The organism is Campylobacter sp. RM10537 (assembly GCF_022369435.1).
GTDB lineage: Bacteria > Campylobacterota > Campylobacteria > Campylobacterales > Campylobacteraceae > Campylobacter_D > Campylobacter_D molothri.
The window spans coordinates 26,041-49,246 of the sequence record NZ_CP059597.1 but is presented as its reverse complement, the minus strand read 5'-3'; the positions used below and the strand labels follow the sequence as shown (position 1 = coordinate 49,246).

General features: G+C 29.0%; 21 protein-coding genes. 9 read left to right on the top strand and 12 right to left on the bottom strand.

From position 1 onward, the window contains the following. Positions 1–39: 39 nt before the first annotated feature. The 3 genes from CMOL_RS00210 to CMOL_RS00200 are packed head-to-tail and all read left to right on the top strand — an operon-like array spanning position 40 to position 2,507. Positions 40–903, top strand: coding sequence for a metal ABC transporter solute-binding protein, Zn/Mn family (locus tag CMOL_RS00210; protein ID WP_239820770.1), 864 nt, complete (start codon positions 40–42; stop codon positions 901–903). Between the two features lie 8 nt (positions 904–911). After that, positions 912–1,691, top strand: coding sequence for an ABC transporter ATP-binding protein (locus CMOL_RS00205; protein WP_239820318.1), 780 nt, complete (start codon positions 912–914; stop codon positions 1,689–1,691). A gap of 9 nt (positions 1,692–1,700) precedes the next feature. After that, entirely contained in the window at positions 1,701–2,507 is an 807-nt protein-coding gene (locus tag CMOL_RS00200; protein WP_239820317.1) for a metal ABC transporter permease, read from the top strand. Here CMOL_RS00200 and CMOL_RS00195 read toward each other — a convergent pair. From CMOL_RS00195 to pgp6, 10 genes are all read right to left on the bottom strand, one after another. Then, positions 2,478–3,860 carry an McrC family protein gene (locus CMOL_RS00195; protein WP_239820316.1) on the bottom strand — a complete coding sequence of 461 codons (1,383 nt, stop codon included), beginning with the start codon at positions 3,858–3,860 and terminating at the stop codon, positions 2,478–2,480. The genes CMOL_RS00200 and CMOL_RS00195 overlap by 30 nt on opposite strands. Positions 3,861–3,868: 8 nt before the next feature. Next, positions 3,869–5,953, bottom strand: a complete 2,085-nt coding sequence (locus CMOL_RS00190) for an AAA family ATPase (protein WP_239820315.1) — start codon at positions 5,951–5,953, stop codon at positions 3,869–3,871. Between the two features lie 69 nt (positions 5,954–6,022). Beyond that, entirely contained in the window at positions 6,023–6,463 is a 441-nt protein-coding gene (gene rimP, locus CMOL_RS00185) for a ribosome maturation factor RimP (protein ID WP_239820314.1), read from the bottom strand. After that, entirely contained in the window at positions 6,453–6,815 is a 363-nt protein-coding gene (gene rbfA / locus CMOL_RS00180; RefSeq protein ID WP_239820313.1) for a 30S ribosome-binding factor RbfA, read from the bottom strand. Before rbfA ends, rimP begins: the two co-directional genes overlap by 11 nt. Next, positions 6,812–9,391 carry a translation initiation factor IF-2 gene (gene infB, locus CMOL_RS00175; protein ID WP_200281542.1) on the bottom strand — a complete coding sequence of 860 codons (2,580 nt, stop codon included), beginning with the start codon at positions 9,389–9,391 and terminating at the stop codon, positions 6,812–6,814. The genes rbfA and infB overlap by 4 nt, the downstream gene beginning before the upstream one ends. Next, entirely contained in the window at positions 9,378–9,674 is a 297-nt protein-coding gene (locus CMOL_RS00170) for a YlxR family protein (protein WP_234284798.1), read from the bottom strand. The genes infB and CMOL_RS00170 overlap by 14 nt, the downstream gene beginning before the upstream one ends. Further along, positions 9,668–10,546, bottom strand: coding sequence for a homoserine kinase (gene thrB, locus CMOL_RS00165; RefSeq protein WP_239820312.1), 879 nt, complete (start codon positions 10,544–10,546; stop codon positions 9,668–9,670). The genes CMOL_RS00170 and thrB overlap by 7 nt, the downstream gene beginning before the upstream one ends. Before the next feature lie 22 nt (positions 10,547–10,568). Next, positions 10,569–10,997 (bottom strand): tRNA threonylcarbamoyladenosine biosynthesis protein TsaB, encoded by a 429-nt coding sequence (locus tag CMOL_RS00160; RefSeq protein ID WP_239820311.1) that lies wholly within the window; start codon positions 10,995–10,997, stop codon positions 10,569–10,571. Between the two features lie 11 nt (positions 10,998–11,008). Next, positions 11,009–11,893, bottom strand: coding sequence for a UDP-3-O-acyl-N-acetylglucosamine deacetylase (gene lpxC, locus CMOL_RS00155; protein ID WP_239820310.1), 885 nt, complete (start codon positions 11,891–11,893; stop codon positions 11,009–11,011). Beyond that, positions 11,890–13,257 carry a peptidoglycan metallopeptidase Pgp6 gene (pgp6, locus tag CMOL_RS00150; protein WP_239820309.1) on the bottom strand — a complete coding sequence of 456 codons (1,368 nt, stop codon included), beginning with the start codon at positions 13,255–13,257 and terminating at the stop codon, positions 11,890–11,892. Before pgp6 ends, lpxC begins: the two co-directional genes overlap by 4 nt. Before the next feature lie 216 nt (positions 13,258–13,473). Here pgp6 and bamA point away from each other — a divergent pair, with 216 nt between their 5' ends. The 6 genes from bamA (at position 13,474) to CMOL_RS00120 (ending at position 19,409) form a co-directional block, all read left to right on the top strand. After that, a complete protein-coding gene (bamA, locus tag CMOL_RS00145; protein WP_239820308.1) occupies positions 13,474–15,690 on the top strand; it encodes an outer membrane protein assembly factor BamA in 2,217 nt (738 codons plus the stop codon). Positions 15,691–15,845: 155 nt separating this feature from the next. Next, positions 15,846–16,688 carry an acetyl-CoA carboxylase, carboxyltransferase subunit beta gene (gene accD / locus CMOL_RS00140; RefSeq protein WP_239820307.1) on the top strand — a complete coding sequence of 281 codons (843 nt, stop codon included), beginning with the start codon at positions 15,846–15,848 and terminating at the stop codon, positions 16,686–16,688. Between the two features lies 1 nt (position 16,689). Next, positions 16,690–17,142: a 23S rRNA (pseudouridine(1915)-N(3))-methyltransferase RlmH gene (locus tag CMOL_RS00135; RefSeq protein WP_200281523.1), complete on the top strand. Its 453-nt coding sequence runs from the start codon at positions 16,690–16,692 to the stop codon at positions 17,140–17,142. 13 nt (positions 17,143–17,155) lie between these two features. Continuing rightward, entirely contained in the window at positions 17,156–17,512 is a 357-nt protein-coding gene (gene dksA / locus CMOL_RS00130; RefSeq protein ID WP_239820306.1) for an RNA polymerase-binding protein DksA, read from the top strand. Then, the gene (locus tag CMOL_RS00125; RefSeq protein ID WP_239820305.1) at positions 17,509–18,495 is read left to right on the top strand and encodes a hypothetical protein; all 987 of its coding nucleotides are present in this window, start codon (positions 17,509–17,511) and stop codon (positions 18,493–18,495) included. Before dksA ends, CMOL_RS00125 begins: the two co-directional genes overlap by 4 nt. Beyond that, a complete protein-coding gene (locus CMOL_RS00120; protein ID WP_239820304.1) occupies positions 18,492–19,409 on the top strand; it encodes a tRNA dihydrouridine synthase in 918 nt (305 codons plus the stop codon). The genes CMOL_RS00125 and CMOL_RS00120 overlap by 4 nt, the downstream gene beginning before the upstream one ends. A gap of 46 nt (positions 19,410–19,455) precedes the next feature. On the opposite strand, the gene CMOL_RS00115 is transcribed toward CMOL_RS00120, so the two are convergent. Together CMOL_RS00115 and purB are read right to left on the bottom strand one after the other, a co-directional pair. Then, the gene (locus CMOL_RS00115; RefSeq protein WP_239820303.1) at positions 19,456–21,825 is read right to left on the bottom strand and encodes a ribonucleoside-diphosphate reductase subunit alpha; all 2,370 of its coding nucleotides are present in this window, start codon (positions 21,823–21,825) and stop codon (positions 19,456–19,458) included. A gap of 17 nt (positions 21,826–21,842) precedes the next feature. Further along, on the bottom strand, positions 21,843–23,171 hold the full coding sequence (purB, locus tag CMOL_RS00110; protein ID WP_239820302.1) for an adenylosuccinate lyase: 1,329 nt from the start codon (positions 23,169–23,171) through the stop codon (positions 21,843–21,845). Positions 23,172–23,206: the final 35 nt, after the last annotated feature.

The following is a 23,206-nucleotide window of genomic DNA, read 5'->3' as shown; positions in this document are numbered from 1 at the left end:
ATAATCTCGTAAAATATCTAAAATATAAGGTTTTTAATGATAAAAAAAATATTTTTTCTATTTATAGTTTTAGGTTCTTTAAATTTAATTTGGGCTCAAAATTTTAACACAAAAAATAATAAAAATATTCCCATTGTAAGTGTAAGCATACCGCCTCAAGCCTTTTTTATTGAAAAAATAGCCGGAAATACTTTAAAAGTTAATATTATTTTACCCCCTAACACTAATGAACATCATTTTGAGTTTAAACCAAGTATTATGAAAAAATTGGAGCAAAGTGAAATTTATTTTACCATAGGTTTAGAATTTGAAAAAATTTTTATAGATAAATTTCACCATAATTTTCCTAACTTAGAAATTATTAATATGCAAAAGAATATTAAATTATTAGATTTTCAAGATTCTCATCATGGTGAACAAAAAGATCCTCATACCTGGCTAGATCCTATATTGGTTCAAACTATGGCTTTAAATATTTATGATGCTTTAGCTCAAAAATATCCTGAAAATAAAAATTTTTATAAGGAAAATTTAAATAAATTCTTAGCAGAATTAGATAATCTCAATTTACAAATCTCTTCAAAACTTGAAAATACCAAACAAAAAGAATTTATTGTCTACCATCCTTCATGGGCTTATTTTGCCAAACGCTATCATTTGATTCAAATTCCTGTAGAAATTTTAGGAAAAGAACCCAAAATAAAAGAATTAAAACAACTGATAACTTTTATTAAAAATAAACACATTAAAACTATTTTTGTTCAAAATGGTTTTCCTGAAAATGCGGCAAAAGCCTTAGCTCGTCAATGTGATGCTCAAATTTATGTTATCAATCATCTTTCAAAAGATTGGGAAAAAGAACTTTTAAATGTCAGCGATGCCTTATCTAAAGCTTTAAAATAGGTAATTTTATGGAATTTTTTTCTATTAAAAATCTTAATTATTCTTACAATAAAGAATGTGTTTTAAAAAATATCAACCTGACCTATAACAACCAAGATTTCTTGTCTATAATAGGTCCAAATGGTGCTGGAAAATCTACACTCATAAAGTTGATTTTAGGACTTTTAAATTCGCATAATTCAATTACATTTAAACAAATAAAAAAAACTGAAATTGGCTATGTTCCACAACATACCTTAGCCAATCCGAATTTTAATCCTAGAGTCCTAGAGATTGTACTTATGGGACTTATCAATAAAAAAAAATTTGGTTTTTATAAACAAGAAGATAAAAACAAAGCCTTAGAAGCTTTAAAAAAAGTCCAAATGCAAGATTCTTGGAATAAAAAAATCAATCAATTAAGCGGAGGACAAAGACAACGCGTATTTATAGCAAGGGCTCTGGTAGATGAATGCAAAATGCTTATATTAGATGAACCAACTGCGAGTGTTGATAGCAAATCAGCGATTCAAATTTTTGAGCTTTTGAAATCTTTACATGAAAAAGGTATTGGCATTTTACTTGTTTGTCATGATATAAATTTAGTCCTTGCCTATAGTGATAAAATCGCGCACTTAAATAAAGAATTATTTTTGCACTCCAATCAAAAGGAAAAAAAGAAGAATGATTTTTTAAAACATTTATACGAAAATCATTCTCATTTTTGCGATGTAGAAATGAGTTTAAATTCTTGCCTATGTAATCATAAATGTAAAGATGAAAATTTAAAAACCACTGTGTCTTTCTAAGGAAAAATAATGTTTGAAATTTTTCATTTTACTATATTTCAAAACGCTCTTTTTGCGGCAATTTTAGTCAGTATTGCGTGTGGAATTATAGGCACTCTAATCATGATTAATCGGCTTTTTTCAATGGCTGGAGGCATTACACATGGAGCTTTTGGGGGTATAGGGATTGCTTTTTATTTTTCTTTACCTATTTTGCTTAGTACAAGTATTTTTACCTTAGTTTTAGCCTTTATTGTTGCCTTTTTAGTCAAACGTTATGAGCATAGAAGTGATAATATTATTGCTGTGATTTGGGCATTTGGTATGGCAATTGGTATCATACTTATAGATTTAAGTCCCAGTTATAATACTGATCTTATGGCCTATCTTTTTGGAAATATTTTAGCAGTTGAAAATCAAGATTTATATTTAATGGGACTGATCGATGCGATTGTGATTTTTTTAATGCTTTTATTTTATAGACAATTTGAAGCAATAAGCTTTGATGCTGAATTTGCAAAGGTACGTGGAATCAACACAACTTTTTTTCACTATCTCTTAATCGCATTAATGGCATTTTGCATTTGTATTTCGATCCGTCTTGTTGGACTTATTCTTATTATGGCGTTACTGAGTATCCCTAGCTTTATTGCTGAAAATTTTAGCAAAAAACTTGGCTTTATAATGATTCTAGCAAGTTTTTTAAGTATGATTTTTTGCTTAAGCGGGCTTTTACTTAGCTATTATTTTGATCTTTCTAGCGGAGCTTGTATTATTATCGTTGCTTGTTTTGGTTTTTTAATCAATTTAGGCATAAAAATCATTTGCAAAAGGTAAGGGTGCGAATAAGATTTTTAATTTTATGCGATCTTTTGTAGAATTTGCAAGATCACTTGCTTTGAAAAAATACTCATCCTTTTTGCTTTTCTCTTTTAATTCTAAAGTCCTCCCACACAAAGGATAAATAAGCCAAACCTCTTTTACCTTGAATGTAACAGCATAAGCAAACATTTGATAAAGATCACTTTGTACGATAGGGTATTGTTTTTTATCATCACTATCGCTTAAAATTTTCCATTTAGTATCTGCGATTATATGATCTTGGATATGAAGATCTGGCTTAAGTAAAAAACAATCTTCAATATTATTTTTACTCATTAGAAATTTTGTTTTATCTTGAGTTTTAATCTTAACTTGCTCATTGGCTATTTTAAACATATGAGCTATATAGTCTTCAAAAAGTTTTTCCATGGGAAAAAGCAAAGCAAAAGCTTCGTTGCTTCCTTTATAAGGAGTAAAAGTTTCATTTTGTAAAAAAATTTTACACCAAGAAAGCAAAGTTTCATAATAATCAAAATGTCTTGAAATTTTATACTCGAAATCTTTTTTATAATTTTTAGATAACTGCACCTCATCAAACATTTGCAAGACTTTTATGACTTTAAATTTATGTATTGTTGTTTTGGATTTTAGAAATTCAAGAGTAGATTTTATCAAACGATTTGGCGGAACATCCAAGATAAACTCATCACTTTGTGTGAAAAATCTTTCTTTATGAGTGAGATTGTATTTTAAATTTTCTCTAAAAAGCAATTTTCCCTTTAAAAAAGCCCTGTTATCTTGTATACTCACATAATCTTTTTTTAATCCTTTTTTAAAAACTATATCTAATTCTTCTAAAAACATAGAAATAAAAATTTCAAATAAAGGCATTTTAGAAGTTTTTAAAGATGAAATATGACTTTTTTTAAAAGGAGAATTTTTTAAGGTTGTAAGCAAATTTAACAAAAGTTGCTTAGAAGGAAAGTTGTAATTTTTTTCATAGTTAAAATTTACAAATTTTTCTATTTTGATCTCGTTTTTAGACCCGTTCTTTTGTATATCTAGTTTATAAATTTGTTTTAGTTGATGAAAATTTATTTTTTTAAAATTCTCATCTTTTTCTCCTTGATAATTTTCTAGATCGGTGCACTTGGGCAAAATCTCCAAAATCCCGCTTTTTGTTTGTATCATGCCTACATAATTTTTAGCTTTTAAAGTATTTTTATTTTTAAAACCTAAAAAAATTTCATTATTTTTAGCAAATTCTTCTAATTCTTTATAAAATTTATTTGCCCTATTTCCAAAATCTTTTTTTAAGTCATTCTCACCAAAAGCTTGATACTCAATAACTTGAAAAACATTAGTCATTGTTTTAGTTAATTTTCTTTGGTTTTATTATCGCTAATTTGATTTTTATAAATTTTTTGATACGTTATTTCATTATCCCAAATTTTACTATCAAAAGAGGTAATATTATAAATAATTTTCTCGTTATATATTTCTAGCTTCCTAATACTATGCAAATAATCATTTTCTTTATTTTCTACAACTTCTTCAATCATGCCATTATTATTTAAAACAGCATTGATTAAAGCATAATCATCATAAAAATATTCTTGCAATAGAGGGATAATTTTATTTTGAAAAACCCATTTTAAATCATTTAAATTTTCAATATTCATAAAAAATGCATGCCCTATAGTCTTTTCTCTATCTAGCAAGTATTCTATGCGAGTATTTATTGCTTCAAGTAATTGTTGCAATTCTACTTTTTCTTGATCTTTTTTTACAAATTTATTATTTAATTTACTTAAATCAGGCATCATCTCTACAAATTCAAAACGCCTTCTTAAAGCTGTATCAAGCGAAGTTATGCTTCTATCAGCTGTATTCATGGTGCCTATAATATAAACATTTTCAGGTACCCCAAATTTTTCACCACTATAAGGCAAAGTTACCTTTAGCTCTTCTTCCTTACCTATTCTTTTGCTTGGTTCTATCAAAGTTATAAGCTCACCAAAAATCTTACTCACATTACCGCGATTGATTTCGTCAATAATAATAACAAATTTCTTTTCTGTATTATCATCAATAGTTTTTATATCAATTTGTTCTTTTTCGTTTTTTATTTTTTCTAATAAATCATTAGCCCTGATTCTCCACAATTTATAAACTGTTTTTAAGGTTAAATTTTTATTATCATTAAGCTCATATAAGCTAATTTCGCTATCTTTTGATATCCATTCAACATCTCTGTAAGTTCGATATTCTTCTTTATCGTTGCCGTATTTGACATCACTTTTTATAATACCAACGCCTTTTATAGTTTTTAAAGAATTAAACACACATACCAAATCGCCTATTTGCATTTCATCTTTAAAATTATTAATAGTGCTTTTATCATTTGTACCAAGTGCTAAAAATTCTTCATTCATATTTTCTGGAATTTTATTCCATCCTATATAAATTTTATTTTCCTTAAAACACTTGTCTCTTAGCGAAGCGTTAGGTCCTAAAGAAATTTTCCATATTGGAGTATCATTATTAATAGTTATATCATCAATTTCATTATTATCAACTTTTCTCTCTTTATTCAACGCTCTATTGCATATTCTTTTAAAAATTCCATCTTTTATTTCATAATCTAATTCTTTGGAATTTCCATTATCTTTATTTATAATAGGTTTTATGCCTTCTATAAATTCTTCATATCCATAACTTTGATGAAAGGTCGTAAAAACTATTTGTCCATTTTTTACATACTCATCAAATTTTGCTTTTTTGTCTATTCTATTTTCTAAATTTTCACCCAAAATTTCTAAAGCTTTATCTATAGTATGATAAGTTTTTCCAGTACCTGGAGGCCCGTAAAGAATTTGATTTTTAAAAATTATTTTATTATTTTTATTTAATCGAAAATCATTTTCACTGAAAGAATTAAAATAATTCATCATTTTTAAAAAGTCTTTTAATAATTTATCTTTATCACTCAAATCACAAATAAAATCAAATTTTTTTAAATATCCATCATTTTCCATTTTATTTATGGCTACACATCTAGAATTTTCAATATTTCCTTGCGGAAAACCAAATTTCAATACGATGTGTTTATTATCTTCTAAATAACCAGAATATGCTATAAATATATAAACCCCTTTTGTCGGAGTTATTTTTTTACCATTAATTAAGCCTTCCTTTAGCAAATCATTTCTGGCAAACATAATCCAACTATCAGAATTTAAAAAGCCTCCAGAATTTCCTATAGCAATTTTAAAAGAATAGTTATATTTTTTATCAATAAATTCTAAATACTGCTTAATATTTTGACTAGAGGAACCCTCGATGCTAATTTTACCTTGTTTTGTTCTTTTATTTCTTAAAATACAATCATCTACCTGTTTTATTAACTCATCTATAGCTTTTATAAATTCTTCTTTATCTTCATTTGAAAATTCAATCATAAATTATTCCTTTTTTTATCAATCATAATTTAAAACTTGTAATAAATTATTATTTAAATCATTTTCAAACTACCACTGCACAAAAGTTTTAGCTTTTTTTATATCACTAAATTTAAGAGTGATTTTTTCATTATCTAAGGTTTGTAAATTTATATTTCCATTTTCAACGCTAAGAATTTTTGCTTCGATTTTTTCTTTTTCATTGGTTGTGATTTTTACAAGCTCATTGATACTTTTTTCAAAATGTTCTATTTTACCAAGCTTTCTTTCAAGCCCACAGCTTGAAACTTCTAAAAAATACTCTCCACTTACAGGTGGCTCTACATCAAAAATAGGCGATAAAATCTCACTAAGTCTAGCGCAATCATCCAAATTTATCCCCACTCTTTCACCTTTTTCATTTAAAGGATTCATCACATAAATTCGATAAATTTTTTTTCCATTTTCACTGACTAATTCACTATCATAAAGTTCTAAATTTGCTTCTTTGCATAAGGCCTCAAGATTCATTTTTTTCCTTTTTTATCTTTTCAAAAAGTGCATCCATATGATTTTGATATTCAAGCCTATCATCAAATTTAAAATGAAAATTCGGACAGCGATACCAACCTTGTTCACTCATACAATAATTTTGCAATGCCTTTGATGCCTTTTTTAAAGTATTGAGAATTTTTTCTTGCTCATGAGTGTTAAAAAACATCTTATCAAGATATACAAAAGCATCATATCTACCCTTTTTACATTCTACATCCACAACGCAAAGATTTTTCAAATTTTCATCATCTAAATTTGCCAAAGCTTCAGGAATAAGCTCTTTTAAAATGCTTTCTGTGCGTAATTTTTTAATCTCAGATGGATTCATAGACTCACTTTTTCTTCAACTTCTTTATAGCTTTCTATATAATCGCCTACTCTCATATCATCACATCCTTGTATACCAACTCCACATTCATAGCCTTTTGCAACCTCTTTAACATCATCTTTAAAGCGTTTTAAAGAGCTTACGCTTCCTTCAAAAACTACTACGCCTTCTCGTATAAGACGAATTTTAGCTCCTCTATTAATCACACCCTCTGTAACCATACAACCAGCAATTTGACCCAATTTTGGCACATTAATAACTTGTCTGATTTCAGCTTGACCTAGTTGCTCTTCAGAAATAATAGGACTCATCATACCTCCGAGCAATGCTTTAACATCATCTAAAAGATTATAAATAACATTATAAGTTTTTATTTCAACGCCTTTATCTTTAGCGCGCTCTTTGATTTCTCCTGTTGGACGTATATTAAAACCAAGTACGATAGAATTTTCACTTGCACTAGCAAGTTCAATATCACTTTGCGTGATTCCACCTACTCCACTATGGATAATATTAACTTTAATTTCATCATTTTTTAACTTTTCTAAACTAGCTTTTAAAGCCTCTAAAGTTCCTTGAACGTCCGCTTTTAAAATAACAGGCAAGGCTTTAATATTGCCTTCTTTGATCTTAGCTCCAAGTTCATCAATACTAACTTTTGTAGATTTGCTAAGTTCTTTTTGACGATTATATTCATAACGTTTAGCTGCATACTCTCTTGCTTCTTTGTCAGTCTTAACAGCGATTAAAATTTCGCCTGATTGTGCTACTTCACTTAAACCAACTATCACTCCACATTCGCCTGGTTTGATCTCTTTAAGAGCTTTTCCTTGATCATCGCTCATAGCTTTTATTTTTCCATAAGAAACACCCGCTACAACCGTATCACCTACTTTTAAAGTTCCATTTTGCACTATTACAGTGGCCACGGCACCACGACCCTTTTGTATAGAAGATTCTATAATACTTGCTTTTGCATAATTTTTAGGATTTGCCTTTAATTCCAAAATATCAGCCTGTAAAAGCACGATTTCAAGTAAATCTTCTATCCCCATTCCAGTTTTAGCAGATACCCCTACAAATTCATAACTTCCACCCCACTCTACTGGCATGATCTCAAGTTCAGCAAGTTGCGTTTTTACCATATCAGGATTTGCACCCTCTTTATCCATCTTGTTAATCGCTATAATAATAGGCACATTGGCAGCTTTTGCATGATTAATCGCTTCTTTTGTTTGAGGCTTAACCCCATCATCAGCAGCTACAACAATAATAACAATATCGGTAATACTCGCACCTCTTGCACGCATTGCTGTAAAAGCTTCGTGACCTGGAGTATCGATAAATGTGATTTTGCGATCATTTTTTTTCACCATATAAGCACCCACGTGCTGAGTAATTCCACCTGCTTCGCCGCTTGCAATACGAGATTTTCTAATAAAATCTAGCAATGAAGTTTTACCATGATCGACATGTCCCATTATCGTAATAACAGGCGCTCTAGTAATTAAATCTTTTTCATCATCTTGAGCTTCATAATCTTTTACATAATCAAATTCATCTGCTTCATTGGTAATGCTTACTTCTATACCAAATTCAGAGCCCAAAATCTCAATAGCATCTTCATCTAAAAAATCATTCTTAGTTGTCATCATGCCAAGCATAAAAAGTTTTGAAATTACTTCACTTGTGCTTTTACCTATTTTATCGGCAAATTCATATACTCTAATTTCTTTAGGAATTTCAACACTTGTAATCGCTTCATTTTCTTTTTTTTCTACTTTTTTAGGTGGCTTTTTGCGACTTCTTCTTTGAATTCCACCCTCAGCAAAATTAACAGAATTACCAACAGCTTGGCGTAAAAAATTAGGCTGTTTTTTAATTGCATTATTTGGTTTTTCCTCTTCTTTGACACTAAAATCAGGTAAAACAACCTCATCTTCATCATCTAAAGAAATTTCAGCAAAATCTTGATTTCCTAGCAAATCCATTTTTTGAGCACTTTCTTTTTTTACTGCAATATTAGGTTTTTTATCTTTTTTCTTTCTTTTTGCAGAATCATCAAGATCAGTATTTGAAAACATCGTTTTTAAATTAATTCTTTCTTGATTTGAAGAAAGCTCAGAGACATTTTTTGATTCTTCTTTTTTTACAAGCTCTTCTTCAGTTTTTTTCTTTTTAACTATCACAAGACCTCTTCTTTTTGCTAAAGTAGCACTTGCTAAACTTTCTTGAACTTTTTCTTTAGATTCTTCTTTAATTTCTTCTTTTGGCTTGATCATTTCTTTTTTTTCTACTTTTTCTTGTTTTGCTGAAGTCGTGATTTTTGTAGCTTGAACTTTATCTTCTTTTATTTTGGCCTTTGTTTTTTTTGCCGGAGTTTGCTTAATATTTTTTTTAAAAGCTTCGGGGATAACTTTGGTTTGTATGTATTCATAAATTCCGGCAGCAACATCAGGTTCTACGGCATTTGATGCAGTTTTAATATTAAGCCCTAATTCATTTGCCTTTTCAATGATTTCTTTGCTATCATATCCTAATTCTTTCGCGATTTCATGAATTCTAATTTTTGCCATTTAAAATGATCTCCTTTATATTCTGCTGAGTGATTTTTATATTTAATTTTTTACATATTTTCGAGAATGTGGCTTGAAATTTTTCATCTTCAATTAAAAGACAATGATCGCACAAATAAATACTACGACCAAAAGCTAAATTTTGGTATAACCCAGCCTTAAAAACCTTTAATCTATGCAATTCTTTTTGAAAAAAACGATTTTTGCAAACCACGCACATTCTAACTGGTTTATGTTTGTCTGCATTTTTAGAATTATATCTTTTTTTTTCATTTTTTAGCAAATTTCAAAACCTTTATTATCAAATTCTAAAACTAAAATTTTAAAATTTTTAAATTTTTGCTTAAGTTGCTGTTTTAAATAATTTGCATCTTCTTTATATACAAGATTAAAAAAACTAGAACCTGATCCTGAAAGAGTACTCATCAAAGCTTTATTTTCTAGAGCAAATTTTTGTACCTCAAAAAGTTCAGGTAAATTTTTCATTCTACAGGTTTGGTGTATTAAATCCTTACTAGCTATGGCTAATAAATCATATTTTTTTTCCAAAAAACAAGCTGTAAGAAAAGAAGAATGAGATAAATTAAACACACATTCTTTAAGATTAAAACTTGATGGCAAAGCTGTGCGACTTTGATCTGTACTTATAAATACATTTGGAATAGCCACAACAGCACTTAAATTTTCATCTATAGGTTTTTTTATACTAAAAACACTTTCATTTTCAATCACAGAAACCACAAATCCACCTAAAGTTGCTGGAGCTATATTATCTGGATGATTTTCATATTTTAAAGCCTCATTTAAAATTTTTTGTTTTTCAATCTTAAATCCAGCCATTTCAAAAGCTGCACCAATAGCCCCAACAATCACAGCAGAAGAACTCCCAAGTCCTCTAGATAAAGGAATTTTATTTTCAAAAATAAAGCGAAATTTTTCTTTTTTTCCACTCAATCTTTCATAAAATTCATTAAAAATACTCACAAAAATATTATTTTTTTTAAGACTTAAATTTTCGCTACCTTCTCCATAAACGCTAATGCTAAAAAAATTGGATTTTTCGATAATAGTGCTATTAAAAAGCCTCATACTCAAGCCAAGACAATCAAACCCTGGCCCTAAATTTGCACTCGTTGCCGGTACTAAAATTTTCAATATTGATTCCTAATAAAATGATTTAAATTGCAGGTAAAAAATAAAAAGGTAGATTATCATTTTTTTTATTAAGCTTGCTTAAATTTAAAGGCAAAACAAACTCTCCCGAAGTAGCCTTTTCTAAAAAAATTTCATCCCCTTTTTTTACAAAACACATTTCTTTATGGGCACTAATAGGCTGATTGTTATTTAATTCAAATGCACTAATTGCAAATAATGGGATATTTCTAACTATACTTAAAGTACTCAAACTCACATAAGAAATTTTAATTCCCATAAAAGAACCTGGACCATTAGCATAAATAAGCTCATCAAAGGTGAAATCTTGAAGTAATTCTTGTAAAATTTTAGGTATAAATTCACTCGCTTTTTCATAACTTGTTATACTTTTTACTAGAAGATTATTTTTATAAATACCAAGCATTAAAGGCTTAGATAAGGCATTAAGCAAAAGAGAAGTTTTTATGCAAAAACCTTTTCATAAGCTTTTACATTTGCTTTTTCAAGGCTAACTATCTCATAAGCTTCTTTATCTTTTAATACCTCTTTAGTAAGCAAATGATTTAAATGATGGCTTCCAGCAAAAGATATATAATCACCAAAAACTCTATATCCAAGCAAGGTTAAATCCCCAATAGCATCTAAAATTTTATGTCTTACAAATTCATCCTTAAAACGTAAACCTTCCGGATTTAAGATTCTACTCTCATCTACAACTATAGTATTTTCCAAACTACCGCCAAGGGCTAAATTTTTATCTCTAAGCATTTGAACATCTTTTAAAAAACCAAAAGTTCTAGCTCTTGCTATATTTTCTATATAGTTTTTTTTACTGAATTCAAAATTATAAGTTTGCTCACCTATAACAGCATTATCAAATTTAATTGTATAATTAATACGAGGTTCTTTAGTTGGTATCAATCTTACAAATTTATTTCCATCTCTTACTTCTATTGATTTTTTAATAACCATAATTTTTTTAGGCGCATCTAGTTCCATAACTCCTGCTTCATCAAGCATCATGCAAAAACTAATACTTGATCCATCCATAACCGGAGCTTCATTTGCATTTAAAACAATTCTCACATTATCAATTCCATAAGCATTTATTGCGCTCATTAAATGTTCTATAGTTGAAATAAAACCACGATCATCTCCTAAAACAGTAGCCATTTGAGTATTGATTACATTTTCAGGAATCGCTTTATAACTTACATTTAAATCGCTCCTAAAAAAAACTATACCACTATCAGCCTCTAGAGGCTCAAGAGTAATCTCAATAGGTTCACCTTTGTGCAACCCTATGCCCACACCTTTTACTGATCTTGCTAAAGTTAATTGCTTCATTGTTGCTGTCCTAAAATTATTTTTTTTCCAGTATTTAAAACTTTATAAATATTTTCCTCGATCCATTTTCTATCTTGCCACTGCTCTGGACGCGTTTCTACTCCTTGAACTAAAACTCCAAAATGTAGATGATCTCCAAGAGCCAAACCACTTTTTCCTGTTCTTGCAATCACACTTTGACTGGCTATATTTTCACCAACATTAATATTTTTAGATGAACAATGTCCATAAAGACTATAAACACCAAATCCATGATAAACAATCAAATTAAGTCCATAAATTCCATTTTTTTGTGCAAATATGACTTTTCCAGAATTATTGCTAATTATTGGGGCTTCTCTAACGCTAGCTAAATCTATACCCATATGATAAGAATCGCTAACAAATTGACCATTGTAAGAATAATATCTATGATCAGCAAAATCCCCAACTTTTAACGCATGTTTAAGTGGCAAAAATAAATTAAAAGAAAAATCATTAATTTTATCCTCTAAAACATTTGACGTAATTTCATGTATCAATTTTTCATTATCATTTCTTAAGGTTTCATTGACAAATTTAAATTTATCAAAACGCGTGAAATTATTATCTTTTGGAGCGTATTCTTGGGCTAAATTTTCAATTTTACCATCTAAAAATCCATCAGTAAGATTGATATTAGAGACTTTGTATTTTCTGTTTAAAAAATAATATCTTATACGCTCTTTAGAAATATTTCCGGCCTTATCCGTTGCAATAACATAAGCCCTAAATTCATCATCTCTTGCATCCCAAGCAATAAGAGCTGCATAATAACCATCTTTAACATAAGGAGTTGCTTTAAAAATTTTTCCTCTATTAGTCTGAATATAAACTTGATCTAAATTAGTATCTTTTGCAGAAAATACAACGCTTGCTGCTCCACCTTGTTCAATTTGATAGGAATTGCTTAAAATATTTATTTTAGGAGCAGTATTATCAATTATAATTGCGATTTGCTTCTTTGCCTTATCTTTATCAAAAATATTCCAAAAACAATCATTTTTAACAATAATTTCCATAATAAAAGATTTTGATTTTTCACTACTTTTTGGCAAAACAACTTGTAAAGTAATATCATTTAATTTTTTTATTTTTTCATCTGCAATTAGTGTTCCAGTATCTTGTTCATCTTTTTTTAAAATGATTTGTACATTCTCAATAGAATGATTCTCATCTTTAATGTGTACAGAAATAGGTTTTTCAAGATTTGTATAGACAATATCAGGCATAAGAATTTGAGGCAAACTTTTTTTAACTATATTTTCTTTTACAATAAAAAAAGCTACCAAAGCAACAAGGATTAAAAAATACAGATAAAAAGCTTTTTTCTTTCTTCTTGCCATCTTTTCTTCCTAAAAATCAATAAAATAATTTAATTTAATTTTTTAAAAATTTTATAAAAATATAGTAAATACTTAAAATTATAGAAAATTAAAAATCTTGAAGAAGTTTAATTTAACCAAATTTAAACAACCCTAAAATATCTTGTTTTTGTTAAAATTTTTCTGATATAATCATAACTTTTTAATATAAAGCTTATTTATTAGGTAAAAAAATCAATGAAAAAAATTATCAGTGTTTGTTTATTGGCCACTTTAAGTGGTGCTACTGTTATAAAAGAAATTAAATTTAGCGGCTTAAATCATCTTTCAAATACAAGTGCGCTTAATATTACTGGCTTAAAAATTGGAGAAAAACTAGATCTTTCTAAGGTTAATAAAGCCATACTTAATCTTTATAAGCAAAATTATTTTGATAATATTGCTGTAAAAGAAAATAATGGAATTTTAAATATTATTGTTACAGAAAAACCAAGTATTGCTAAAATCACTGTTACAGGGATTGCCTCTAATGACCGAAAACAGATTGAAAGCATACTTGGGATTAAAAAGGGTAATTTATTTGATGAATCAAGTGCCAAAGAAGCATGTGATCGAATTAAAAATTACTATGAAGCAAGAAGTTATTTTGACACTATTGTAGAGTATAAAACAAAAACTCTAAACAATACAGATGGCTTAGAGCTTGAATTTATAGTAAATCGTGGGGAAAATATTATTATCAACAATGTTTATTTAAGCGGAGCTAAAAAACTATCTTATTCCAACATAGAACCTGCCGTAATTAATAAAGAAAAAGAATTTATGGGCTGGATGTGGGGAAGAAATGATGGAAAGCTTAAAATATTTGAATTAAACAATGATAGTGCAAGAATTAGCGATGAATACATGAAAAAAGGCTACTTGGATGTACAAGTTTCTGCGCCCTATTTAAAAACTTATACTGATATATATCAAGCCGATTTAACTTATTTTATCAAAGAAGGTAAACCCTATAAAATTAAAAATATTTCTATAGAAAATCCTTTATTTGAAGAAAAACAAAATTTAAAAACAATTAAAAATCTGCGTTCTAGCGTTGGTAAGATTATTAATATTGAAGATATTAGAAAAGATGTAAAAACTTTAGAAACGCAAAGTGCTGATTTGGGTTATGCCTTTGTTGAAGTTTATCCAGATATCCAAAAAAATGATGAAACTCATGAAGCTACAATTAATTTTAAAGTCATTCCTCATGAAAAAGTCTATATCAGAAATGTAATTATTGCAAATAATTCTCGCACAGTGGATCGTGTTATACGTAGAGAATTATATATCACTGAAGGTAATTTATACAATAGAACAGATTTGACTGAATCTAAAAACGCTCTAAAAAGAACTTCTTATTTTGATGATGTTAATATTAAAGAAAAAAAAGTTGATGATACACATATTGATCTTATTGTCGATGTTAAAGAAGCCTCTACAGGTGCAATTTCTGGGGGTATAGGATATGGATCAAGTGATGGATTGCTTTTAAATGCTTCTCTTTCTGATACAAATATTTTTGGCTCAGGGATTAAAAGTTCAGTAAGCGTAGACAAAAGTAATGATACTTTATCAGGAAGAATCAGCTTACTCGATCCAAGAGTTCTTGATAGCCAGTATAGTTTAGGAGGGACTCTTTATTCTAATGATTATGAATGGGATAATTATTCAGAAAAAAACTATGGGTTTGATATTACTGTTGGGCGTCAATTTGCAAGATATTATAATGTAAGTCTAACCTACAATCTAGAGCAAAGTGATATTTACCATCTTAGCCCAACTCTTTTAAGAACAGGTTATGATCTTGGAAAAAGTATTAAAAGTTCTATATCTCCAGCCCTTTCATTTAATAATACGGATGATTATTATCTACCAAGATCAGGAATCATTGCTTCAACAAGCCTTGAATACGCTGGAATTGGTGGAGATCAAAAATTTTTATCCTCAAGTACTAGATTTAATTTTTATCAAGGTTTGCAAGATTATATAGGTTATGACCTTATCTATCGCTACAAAGCAAGTTTTTATAAAGTTTGGAATAGAGGTTATTTACCGATTAATCAAAGAATTTATTTAGGCGGTATTCGCTCAATTCGTGGTTTTGAAAGCAGAACCGTAAGTCCTAAAAATGAATGGGGTGATGAAGTGGGTGGAACTATAGCTTTTGCTAATTCCGTAGAACTTAGCTTTCCTTTAATAGACAGAATAAAACTCCGTGGAAGCATGTTTTTTGATTATGGCATGATTGGGCGCAAAAATTTAGATGAAATCAAGAGAATGAGTACAGGCGTGGGCTTAGAATGGATAACTCCTATTGGGCCTTTACAACTTATCTTTGCTAAACCGTTAAATAAGAAAAAAGGCGATGATACAAGTACTTTTGAATTTAATCTAGGAACACGTTTTTAATATTTTTAGATGCGTTAAAACATCTAAAAATTTAAATATTTATCATAAATAAATTCCATTGGATAGAAATTTATATTAAAAAATATCTTTTGCAAGAAAAGATAAGAAAAATTTGATATAATTCTTAAATCTTTTAAATCTAATTAGGTGATTTTATGAATTTTGCAGATATTTTTTCAAAAATTAGAAGACAACAACCTAGTGTAAAAGAAGCACCAAATCATTGGATAAAATGTCCAAGCTGCCATGCTTTAATGTATTACAAAGAAATAGAATCTTGTTTTAATGTATGTCCTAAGTGTTCTCACCATATGAGGATTTCTCCTACAGAAAGAATTAATCTTTTAAGCGATGAAAATAGTTTTATAGAATTCGATGCAAATTTAGAAGCTATTGATCCTTTAAAATTTGTTGATAGTAAATCTTATAAAAAAAGATTAAGCGAAAATCAAAACAAAACAGGTAAAAAGTCAGCAGTTGTAAGCGGAGAATGCACAATCAATGGAATTAAAACCCAATTAGTTGTGTTTGATTTTTCCTTTATGGGTGGTTCTTTAGGATCAGTAGAGGGTGAAAAAATAGTTCGAGCTATACAAAGAGCCATTAGCAATAAAAATCCTTTAGTAATTGTAAGTTCAAGCGGAGGTGCTAGAATGCAAGAAAGCACTTATTCTTTAATGCAAATGAGTAAAACAAGCACCGCTTTAAAACTTTTAAGTAAAGAAAAAATTCCTTATATTAGCATTTTAACAGATCCAACTATGGGAGGGGTTAGTGCTTCTTTTGCTTGGCTTGGAGACTTAGTAATTGCAGAACCAGGAGCTTTGGTAGGCTTTGCAGGAGAAAGAGTTATAAAACAAACCATAGGGGCTGATTTGCCACAAGGCTTTCAAAGAGCCGAGTTTTTACTAGAACATGGGCTTATAGATGCAATAGTTGAGCGATCTGAAATGAAAAAATATCTTAGTGATGTACTTAAGTTTTTTTGCGGAAATTGATTTGCAAATTAATATTTTTTATATACAAAAAAACGATGAATTTGAAATTTTAGATCAAAAATATTTCAAATTAATATCTAAATTTGCCACAATTAAAGAATATAATCTTTTTAATAAAAAAATAGCCAATGCGCAAAATCTTAACAATCCAGAATTAGCAAAAAAAAGCTACGAAGAAGCATTTAATACACACAAAAAAGGTTTTAATATAGCTCTTGATGAGAGAGGTAAAGAACTAACAAGTTTAGAATTTGCCAAAATGATACAAGATAAAATTGAATTAAGTTTTTTTATAGGTGGGGCTTATGGACTAAGAAAAGAATTTACAGAAAAATTAGATTTTAGCTTTTCGTTGAGTAAATTGACTTTGGCACATTATTTTGTTAAAACTTTGCTTTTAGAACAAATTTATCGCGCCTTTTGCATTAACTCCAATCATCCCTACCACAAATGAATTAGGAAATTTTATGAAAAAAAATGACTTGAACTTTTTTAAAGATAATTTAGAACAAAGAAAAAAAGCTATCAAAGAAGATTTACAAAGTAATTCCAAAGAAATCGAAGCCTTACACAATAGCGTTCCTAGCGATAGTGTTGATTTTTCAGTTATAGAAACAAATTCTCAAATTGATCTTGCTATTAGTGCCAACTTAAAACAAGAATTAAAAGAAATTGAAGAATCTCTTAATAAAATCAAAAATAATACTTATGGTATTTGTGAATCTTGCGATGATGAAATTGCCGTTGAAAGACTTAAAATAAAACCTCATGCAAAATATTGTATTACTTGTCGCGAAAATTTGGAAAAAGGAAAAAATTTATGAAAGTTAAATTATTTTTGGGTGCTAGCCTTATTTACACTCTTATAATTTTTGCATTTGCTTGGTATTTAAAACTTGGTAGCTATACTCTAAATTTTAGCACTTATAATTTTGAACTTCCAATTATGATTTGGCTAATTTTACCTTTAATTCCCTTGATTTTTTTTGCCACTTTTCATATGATTTTTTATCATTTTTTATTAACTTTTAAATTTAAACATTTCTTTAAAGATTCTGCTAAGTTTGAAAGTTATATTCAAAATTTACTTTTAGAAAAAGAGTTAAATACAAGCTTTTATACTCAAGAATTTAGAAAAGTAGCACAATTTGCAAAAATTTTAAAGACTCATGAAAAAATTCCAAATGAAACTAAAATCAATGAAATTTTAGATCTCATTGACGCTTTAAATAATCAAGAATATAAAAATATTTCCAAATTTAAACTTCCAAATAATAATATTTTATTTTTAAAAAATGAGCAAAATCGCATTCAAAATGATATTAATTATGCTTATTCTAAAATAAAAAATATTACTGAAATTAAAGATGAATTTGAAGAATTAGCCTTTAATACCCTTCTGCAAAAAGGTAATTATGAACAAATTAAAAATATTAAAATTTCTAAAAATTCTCATCAAGTTTTAAACTTAATAAAACGCTTTAAAGATGGGAGTCTTGAACTTAATACTGCTGAATTTGAAGTTTTATTGTCTCATTCTCTCTTAAACGAAAAGGAATATTTAAGCATTGCAAAAATAAGCACTAAATTTTTTAATCCAGATGCAATACTAGGAATTTTTTCCAAAATAAAAAATGAAAAAAATGAAGCTTTAAAAGCATACTTATATTTACTTGCCGAATTTGGCCTTTTAGATGAACTAAGAGAGCAAATCAGAAAAGATGAAAAAAAATTTAACGATTTTAAAGCTTTTTTAATCCTTAAAGAAAATAATATTAAATTTGATTTAAATCATCTTATACAATGATAGATTTTACCAATAAACCTTTATTTCTAGCTCCAATGGCAGGTTTCTCAGATCTACCATTTAGAAATGTAGTTAAAAAATTTGGAGCTGATGTAACTATCAGTGAAATGATAAGCTCTAATGCTTTAGTGTACGAAAGCTCTAAGACTTTACATATGCTAGAACGTTCAGAATTAGAAAAACCCTATATTGTGCAAATTGCTGGAGGTGATAAAGAAATACTTAAAAAAGCTGTTGAAATACTCAATAAGATGGATTTTATAGACGGTATTGATTTTAATTGCGGCTGCCCTGTGAATAAAGTAGTTAAGCAATGTGCTGGTAGTGCTTTATTAAACGATTTAGAACTTTTTAAAACTTTGGTGGGAGTAATCAAGCAAACCAATAAAAAAAAATTAACAAGTGTCAAATTTAGATTAGGATTTAATGAAAAATATCCTGAAAAAATGGCAACAATTTGCGAAAATTTAGGTGTTGATTTTATAAGCATCCATGGACGAACAAGAAAACAGCTTTATAGTGGAAAATCTGATTATAATTCTATAGGCTTTGCTAAAGCAAGTGTAAAAATTCCAGTAATTGCCAATGGAGACATCGATGCAAACAACGCTCTTGAGGTTTATAATATTACAAAATGCGATGGATTAATGATAGGAAGGGCAAGTATAGGTAACCCTTGGATATTTTATGAAATAAAACACAACAAAAAAGTTGAAGAAAAATTAAAAAAAGAAATCATACTAACTCATTTTGAAGAAATGTTAAAGCATTATCAAAATCAAGCCGTAAGTATATTTCGCAAACATTTACATGAGTATTCCAAGGGTCATAAAGAAGCTTCAGCTTTTAGAGATGAAATCAATCGCATCAATGATGCAAAAGAAATGATTAAAAAAATAGATTCTTTTTTTTAATCATTTTAAATTTAAAGTTTTTAAAAATAAAAACTTTAATAAATTTTCACTGACATCCCTCACACTCTATACTACGATCAGCCACATTTACTTTTTCACTATTAGGGCTTTCACTTCTTAAATAGTATGTAGATTTAACACCAAGTTCCCAAGCGAGCTGATAAATTTCATTAAGATAGCCCCCGCTTGCCTTATCCAATGATAAAAAGATATTTAAGCTTTGCCCTTGATCTATCCACTTTCCGCGTATAGCAGCTGCTTTTACCAAAATTCTTTGATCAAGTTCATAAGCTGGAGTATAATATTCCCAAGTTTCAAGACTTAAATTTGGAACAACAACAGGTATCATACCGCTCAAATTTTGTTCAAACCATTTACGCTTATAAACAGGTTCTATAGTTTGAGTGGTCCCTACTAAAATAGATATAGAGGAAGTAGGAGCGATTGCCATTAGATATCCATTTCTCATGCCATCTTTTTTAACTTTTTCTCGAAGCTTATTCCAATCACAATCGCTTTGATTAAACAAACCTTCTCTTAAAGTTAAAGCTTTAGCCTGTTCATTAGCAACATCAATAGGAAAAATTCCCTTGCTCCAGTTTGATCCTTGAAAATCAGGATAAGATCCCTTTTCTATGGATAAATTAGAACTTGCATTTATAGCTTCAAAACTAATTTTTTCCATAATCTTATCAATTATTTCAAAATGCTCTTCACTCCCCCAATGAATTCTAGCTTCAGCAAGCATTTGTGCTTCACCCATAACTCCAAGTCCTATGGAGCGAGATTTTAAATTTGTATCTTTAACTTTCCTATGAGGATAAAAATTCAAATCAATTACATTATCAAGCATACGAATAGCTGTAGGTACAACGCGTTCGATATCTTCATTAGAATGCACCTTGCTTAAATTAATACTTGCTAAATTACATACAGCGGTTTTACCATCATTTTTATACTTTTCAACTATATAAACTTTATTACCATCAATACTATCTAAAGTTGAAATTTTCTTGGCTGATTTTTCATAACCACCGTCTATAATTACACGCTCTTCTTCGTCAAAATGTCTTTCATCTCCATTTTCAAAAACAACTTTAATTTGATAATAATTAGGATCAGTATTTTGAAAAATTTCTGTACATAAATTTGAACTTCTAATAATTCCTGCATGAGAATTTGGATTAGCTTTATTAGCAGCATCCTTAAAACATAAAAATGGCAAACCTGTTTCAAAATAATTTAACAATATTTTCTTCCAAAGCTCTTTTGCCTCTACAATTTCTTTAACAATATTTTCATCTTTTTCGTATTCTTCATAACGTTTTTCAAATTCTTCCCCGTACAAATCACATAAATCAGCTGTATCAGCAGGATCAAAAAGCGTCCATTTGTCGTTAGCTCTAACTCTTTTCATAAAAAGATCATTAATCCATAAAGCAGGAAAAAGCTCGTGCGCTCTACGTCTTTCTTCTCCAGAATTCTTTCTTAAATCTATAAAATCGCTTATATCCATATGCCAAGGCTCTATATAAACTGCAATAGCACCCTTTCTTGTTCCAAGCTGATCAACTGCAACAGCAATATCGTTTGTAATTTTTAAAAAAGGAATAATTCCTCCAGCAGCATTTTTATGTCCGTCTATACTTCCACCCATAGCACGAACTTTCGACCAATCCCAACCTATACCACCACCAAATTTTGATAAAAGCGCCATTTCTTGATAGGAGTCAAAAATTCCTTCAATATTATCAGGAGTACTCCCTATATAACAAGAACTAAGCTGATGTCTAGTAGTTCTAGCATTTGAAAGAGTTGGAGTAGCCAACATAATTTCAAATTTGGAAATCAAATCATAAAATTTTTTAGCCCATTCTCCAGGATTAAATTCATTTTGTGCTAAAAACATAGCTATAGCCATAAACATTTGCTGCGGAAGCTCTATAGGCATACCTTTACTGTCTTTAATTAAATAGCGATCATATAAAGTTTTAACACCCAAATAAGTAAATTGCATATCACGCTCAGGCTTGATATAATCATTTAAATCATCTAAATCATATTTTTCTTTTAAACCTAGTAAAATTCTCCCCTCTTTTTCACCTCTTTCAAAATAATCACGTAAATGATTATAACGATTCATGCCATTAACTTTTTTATACAAGTCAAATAAAAAAAGCCTAGCTGCAACAAAAGTCCAATTTGGACAATCAATATCTATCTTATCTACAGCTGTTTTAATAAGAGTTTTTTGAATTTCTTCAGTTGAAATTCCATCTCTAAATTGAATTTTAGCATCAAGCTCTAATTCACTTAAACTTACACCCTCTAAATCTCTTACAGCATCGGAAGTACATTTTTTAATTTTAGCAATATCTAATTCTTCTGTTCGTCCATTTCTTTTTATAACTTTCATTGTTTTCCTTAGCCTAATTATTTAAATGTTCTTGCAAAAATAGCATCAATATTTTTTGTATAGTAATTATAATCAAAACATTTACGTATATCCTCTTCATTTAAACTTTTTCTCAAATCCTCATCATGTAAAAGCGCTATTAAAAATAAACTTTCATTTTTATCATTAATTGCCTCTTTGCCATTTTGCAAATCAGACCATACCTTCATAGCATTTCTTTGAACGATTTTATAAGCTTCTTCACGACTAATTCCCTTGAAAGGAAGCTCTAATAAAACACGTTGAGAAAAGACAAGTCCTCCGGTAAGATTCAAATTTTTCATCATATTTTCCGGATATACTAAGAGATTTTCAATTAAATTTGTAAGACGTGTAAGCATAAAATCAGCTGTTATAAAAGCATCTGGTAAAATAAATCTCTCTACACTAGAATGAGAAATATCTCTTTCATGCCAAAGCGCAACATTTTCCAACGCTGGAGTAACAAAAGATCGAAGAACTCTGCAAAGTCCCGTAATATTTTCACTCAAAACTGGATTTCTTTTATGCGGCATCGCTGAACTTCCTTTTTGCCCTGTGCCAAAAAATTCTTCAGCTTCATAAACTTCTGTTCTTTGAAAATGCCTTATTGCTACAGCAATTTGTTCGCAAGATGAAGCTAAAATAGCAATAGCTGAAATCACTTGCGCGTAACGATCTCTTTGGATAATTTGATTAGAAACCGGAGCAGGCTTAAGATCTAAATTTCTACAAACCTCTTCTTCAAATTCTAAAGGAGCATGAGCAAAATTTCCCATCGCACCACTAATTTTACCATAGCTAATCACTTCTTTAGCATGCATTATAAGATCTTTAGCATGTAAAATTTCATCATACCAAATTGCCATAACAAGACCAAAAGTTATAGGTTCGCCATGAATTCCATGACTTCTTCCAACCATCAAAGTATTTTTATGCTCCATAGCTCGTTTTTTAATGGCCTCTAAAAGCAATGAAATATCCTCTAAAATAAGTTCTAAACTTTCTTTGATTTGCAAAGCAACAGCAGTATCAATACAATCAGAACTCGTCATTGCATAATGCACAAAACGACTCTCTTCTCCTAAACTTTCACTCACACTTGTAAGAAAAGCTATAACATCATGTTTAGTTGTTTTTTCAATTTCATCGATTCTATCAATATCAAATTTTGCATTTTTTAAGATTTTTTCACAGTCGGTATCATTAATAAGACCTAATTTATTCCAAGTTTTAACAGCAGCTAATTCTACTTTTAACCAAGCATCATATTTAGCCTTAATATCCCATTTTTTAGCCATAACTTCTCTGCTATATCTTACAACCATGCTTTATAAACCTTTTTAGCTATAATTTTAAATCA

Excerpts from the sequence above, each read along its gene's own strand:
- CMOL_RS00205 (WP_239820318.1), top strand. The coding sequence starts at position 912 with ATGGAATTTTTTTCTATTAAAAATCTTAATTATTCTTACAATAAAGAA.
- CMOL_RS00200 (WP_239820317.1), top strand. The coding sequence starts at position 1,701 with ATGTTTGAAATTTTTCATTTTACTATATTTCAAAACGCTCTTTTTGCG.
- CMOL_RS00195 (WP_239820316.1), bottom strand. The coding sequence starts at position 3,860 with ATGACTAATGTTTTTCAAGTTATTGAGTATCAAGCTTTTGGTGAGAAT.
- CMOL_RS00190 (WP_239820315.1), bottom strand. The coding sequence starts at position 5,953 with ATGATTGAATTTTCAAATGAAGATAAAGAAGAATTTATAAAAGCTATA.
- rimP (WP_239820314.1), bottom strand. The coding sequence starts at position 6,463 with ATGAATCTTGAGGCCTTATGCAAAGAAGCAAATTTAGAACTTTATGAT.
- rbfA (WP_239820313.1), bottom strand. The coding sequence starts at position 6,815 with ATGAATCCATCTGAGATTAAAAAATTACGCACAGAAAGCATTTTAAAA.
- infB (WP_200281542.1), bottom strand. The coding sequence starts at position 9,391 with ATGGCAAAAATTAGAATTCATGAAATCGCGAAAGAATTAGGATATGAT.
- lpxC (WP_239820310.1), bottom strand. The coding sequence starts at position 11,893 with ATGAAGCAATTAACTTTAGCAAGATCAGTAAAAGGTGTGGGCATAGGG.
- pgp6 (WP_239820309.1), bottom strand. The coding sequence starts at position 13,257 with ATGGCAAGAAGAAAGAAAAAAGCTTTTTATCTGTATTTTTTAATCCTT.
- bamA (WP_239820308.1), top strand. The coding sequence starts at position 13,474 with ATGAAAAAAATTATCAGTGTTTGTTTATTGGCCACTTTAAGTGGTGCT.
- accD (WP_239820307.1), top strand. The coding sequence starts at position 15,846 with ATGAATTTTGCAGATATTTTTTCAAAAATTAGAAGACAACAACCTAGT.
- dksA (WP_239820306.1), top strand. The coding sequence starts at position 17,156 with ATGAAAAAAAATGACTTGAACTTTTTTAAAGATAATTTAGAACAAAGA.
- CMOL_RS00125 (WP_239820305.1), top strand. The coding sequence starts at position 17,509 with ATGAAAGTTAAATTATTTTTGGGTGCTAGCCTTATTTACACTCTTATA.
- CMOL_RS00120 (WP_239820304.1), top strand. The coding sequence starts at position 18,492 with ATGATAGATTTTACCAATAAACCTTTATTTCTAGCTCCAATGGCAGGT.
- CMOL_RS00115 (WP_239820303.1), bottom strand. The coding sequence starts at position 21,825 with ATGAAAGTTATAAAAAGAAATGGACGAACAGAAGAATTAGATATTGCT.
- purB (WP_239820302.1), bottom strand. The coding sequence starts at position 23,171 with ATGGTTGTAAGATATAGCAGAGAAGTTATGGCTAAAAAATGGGATATT.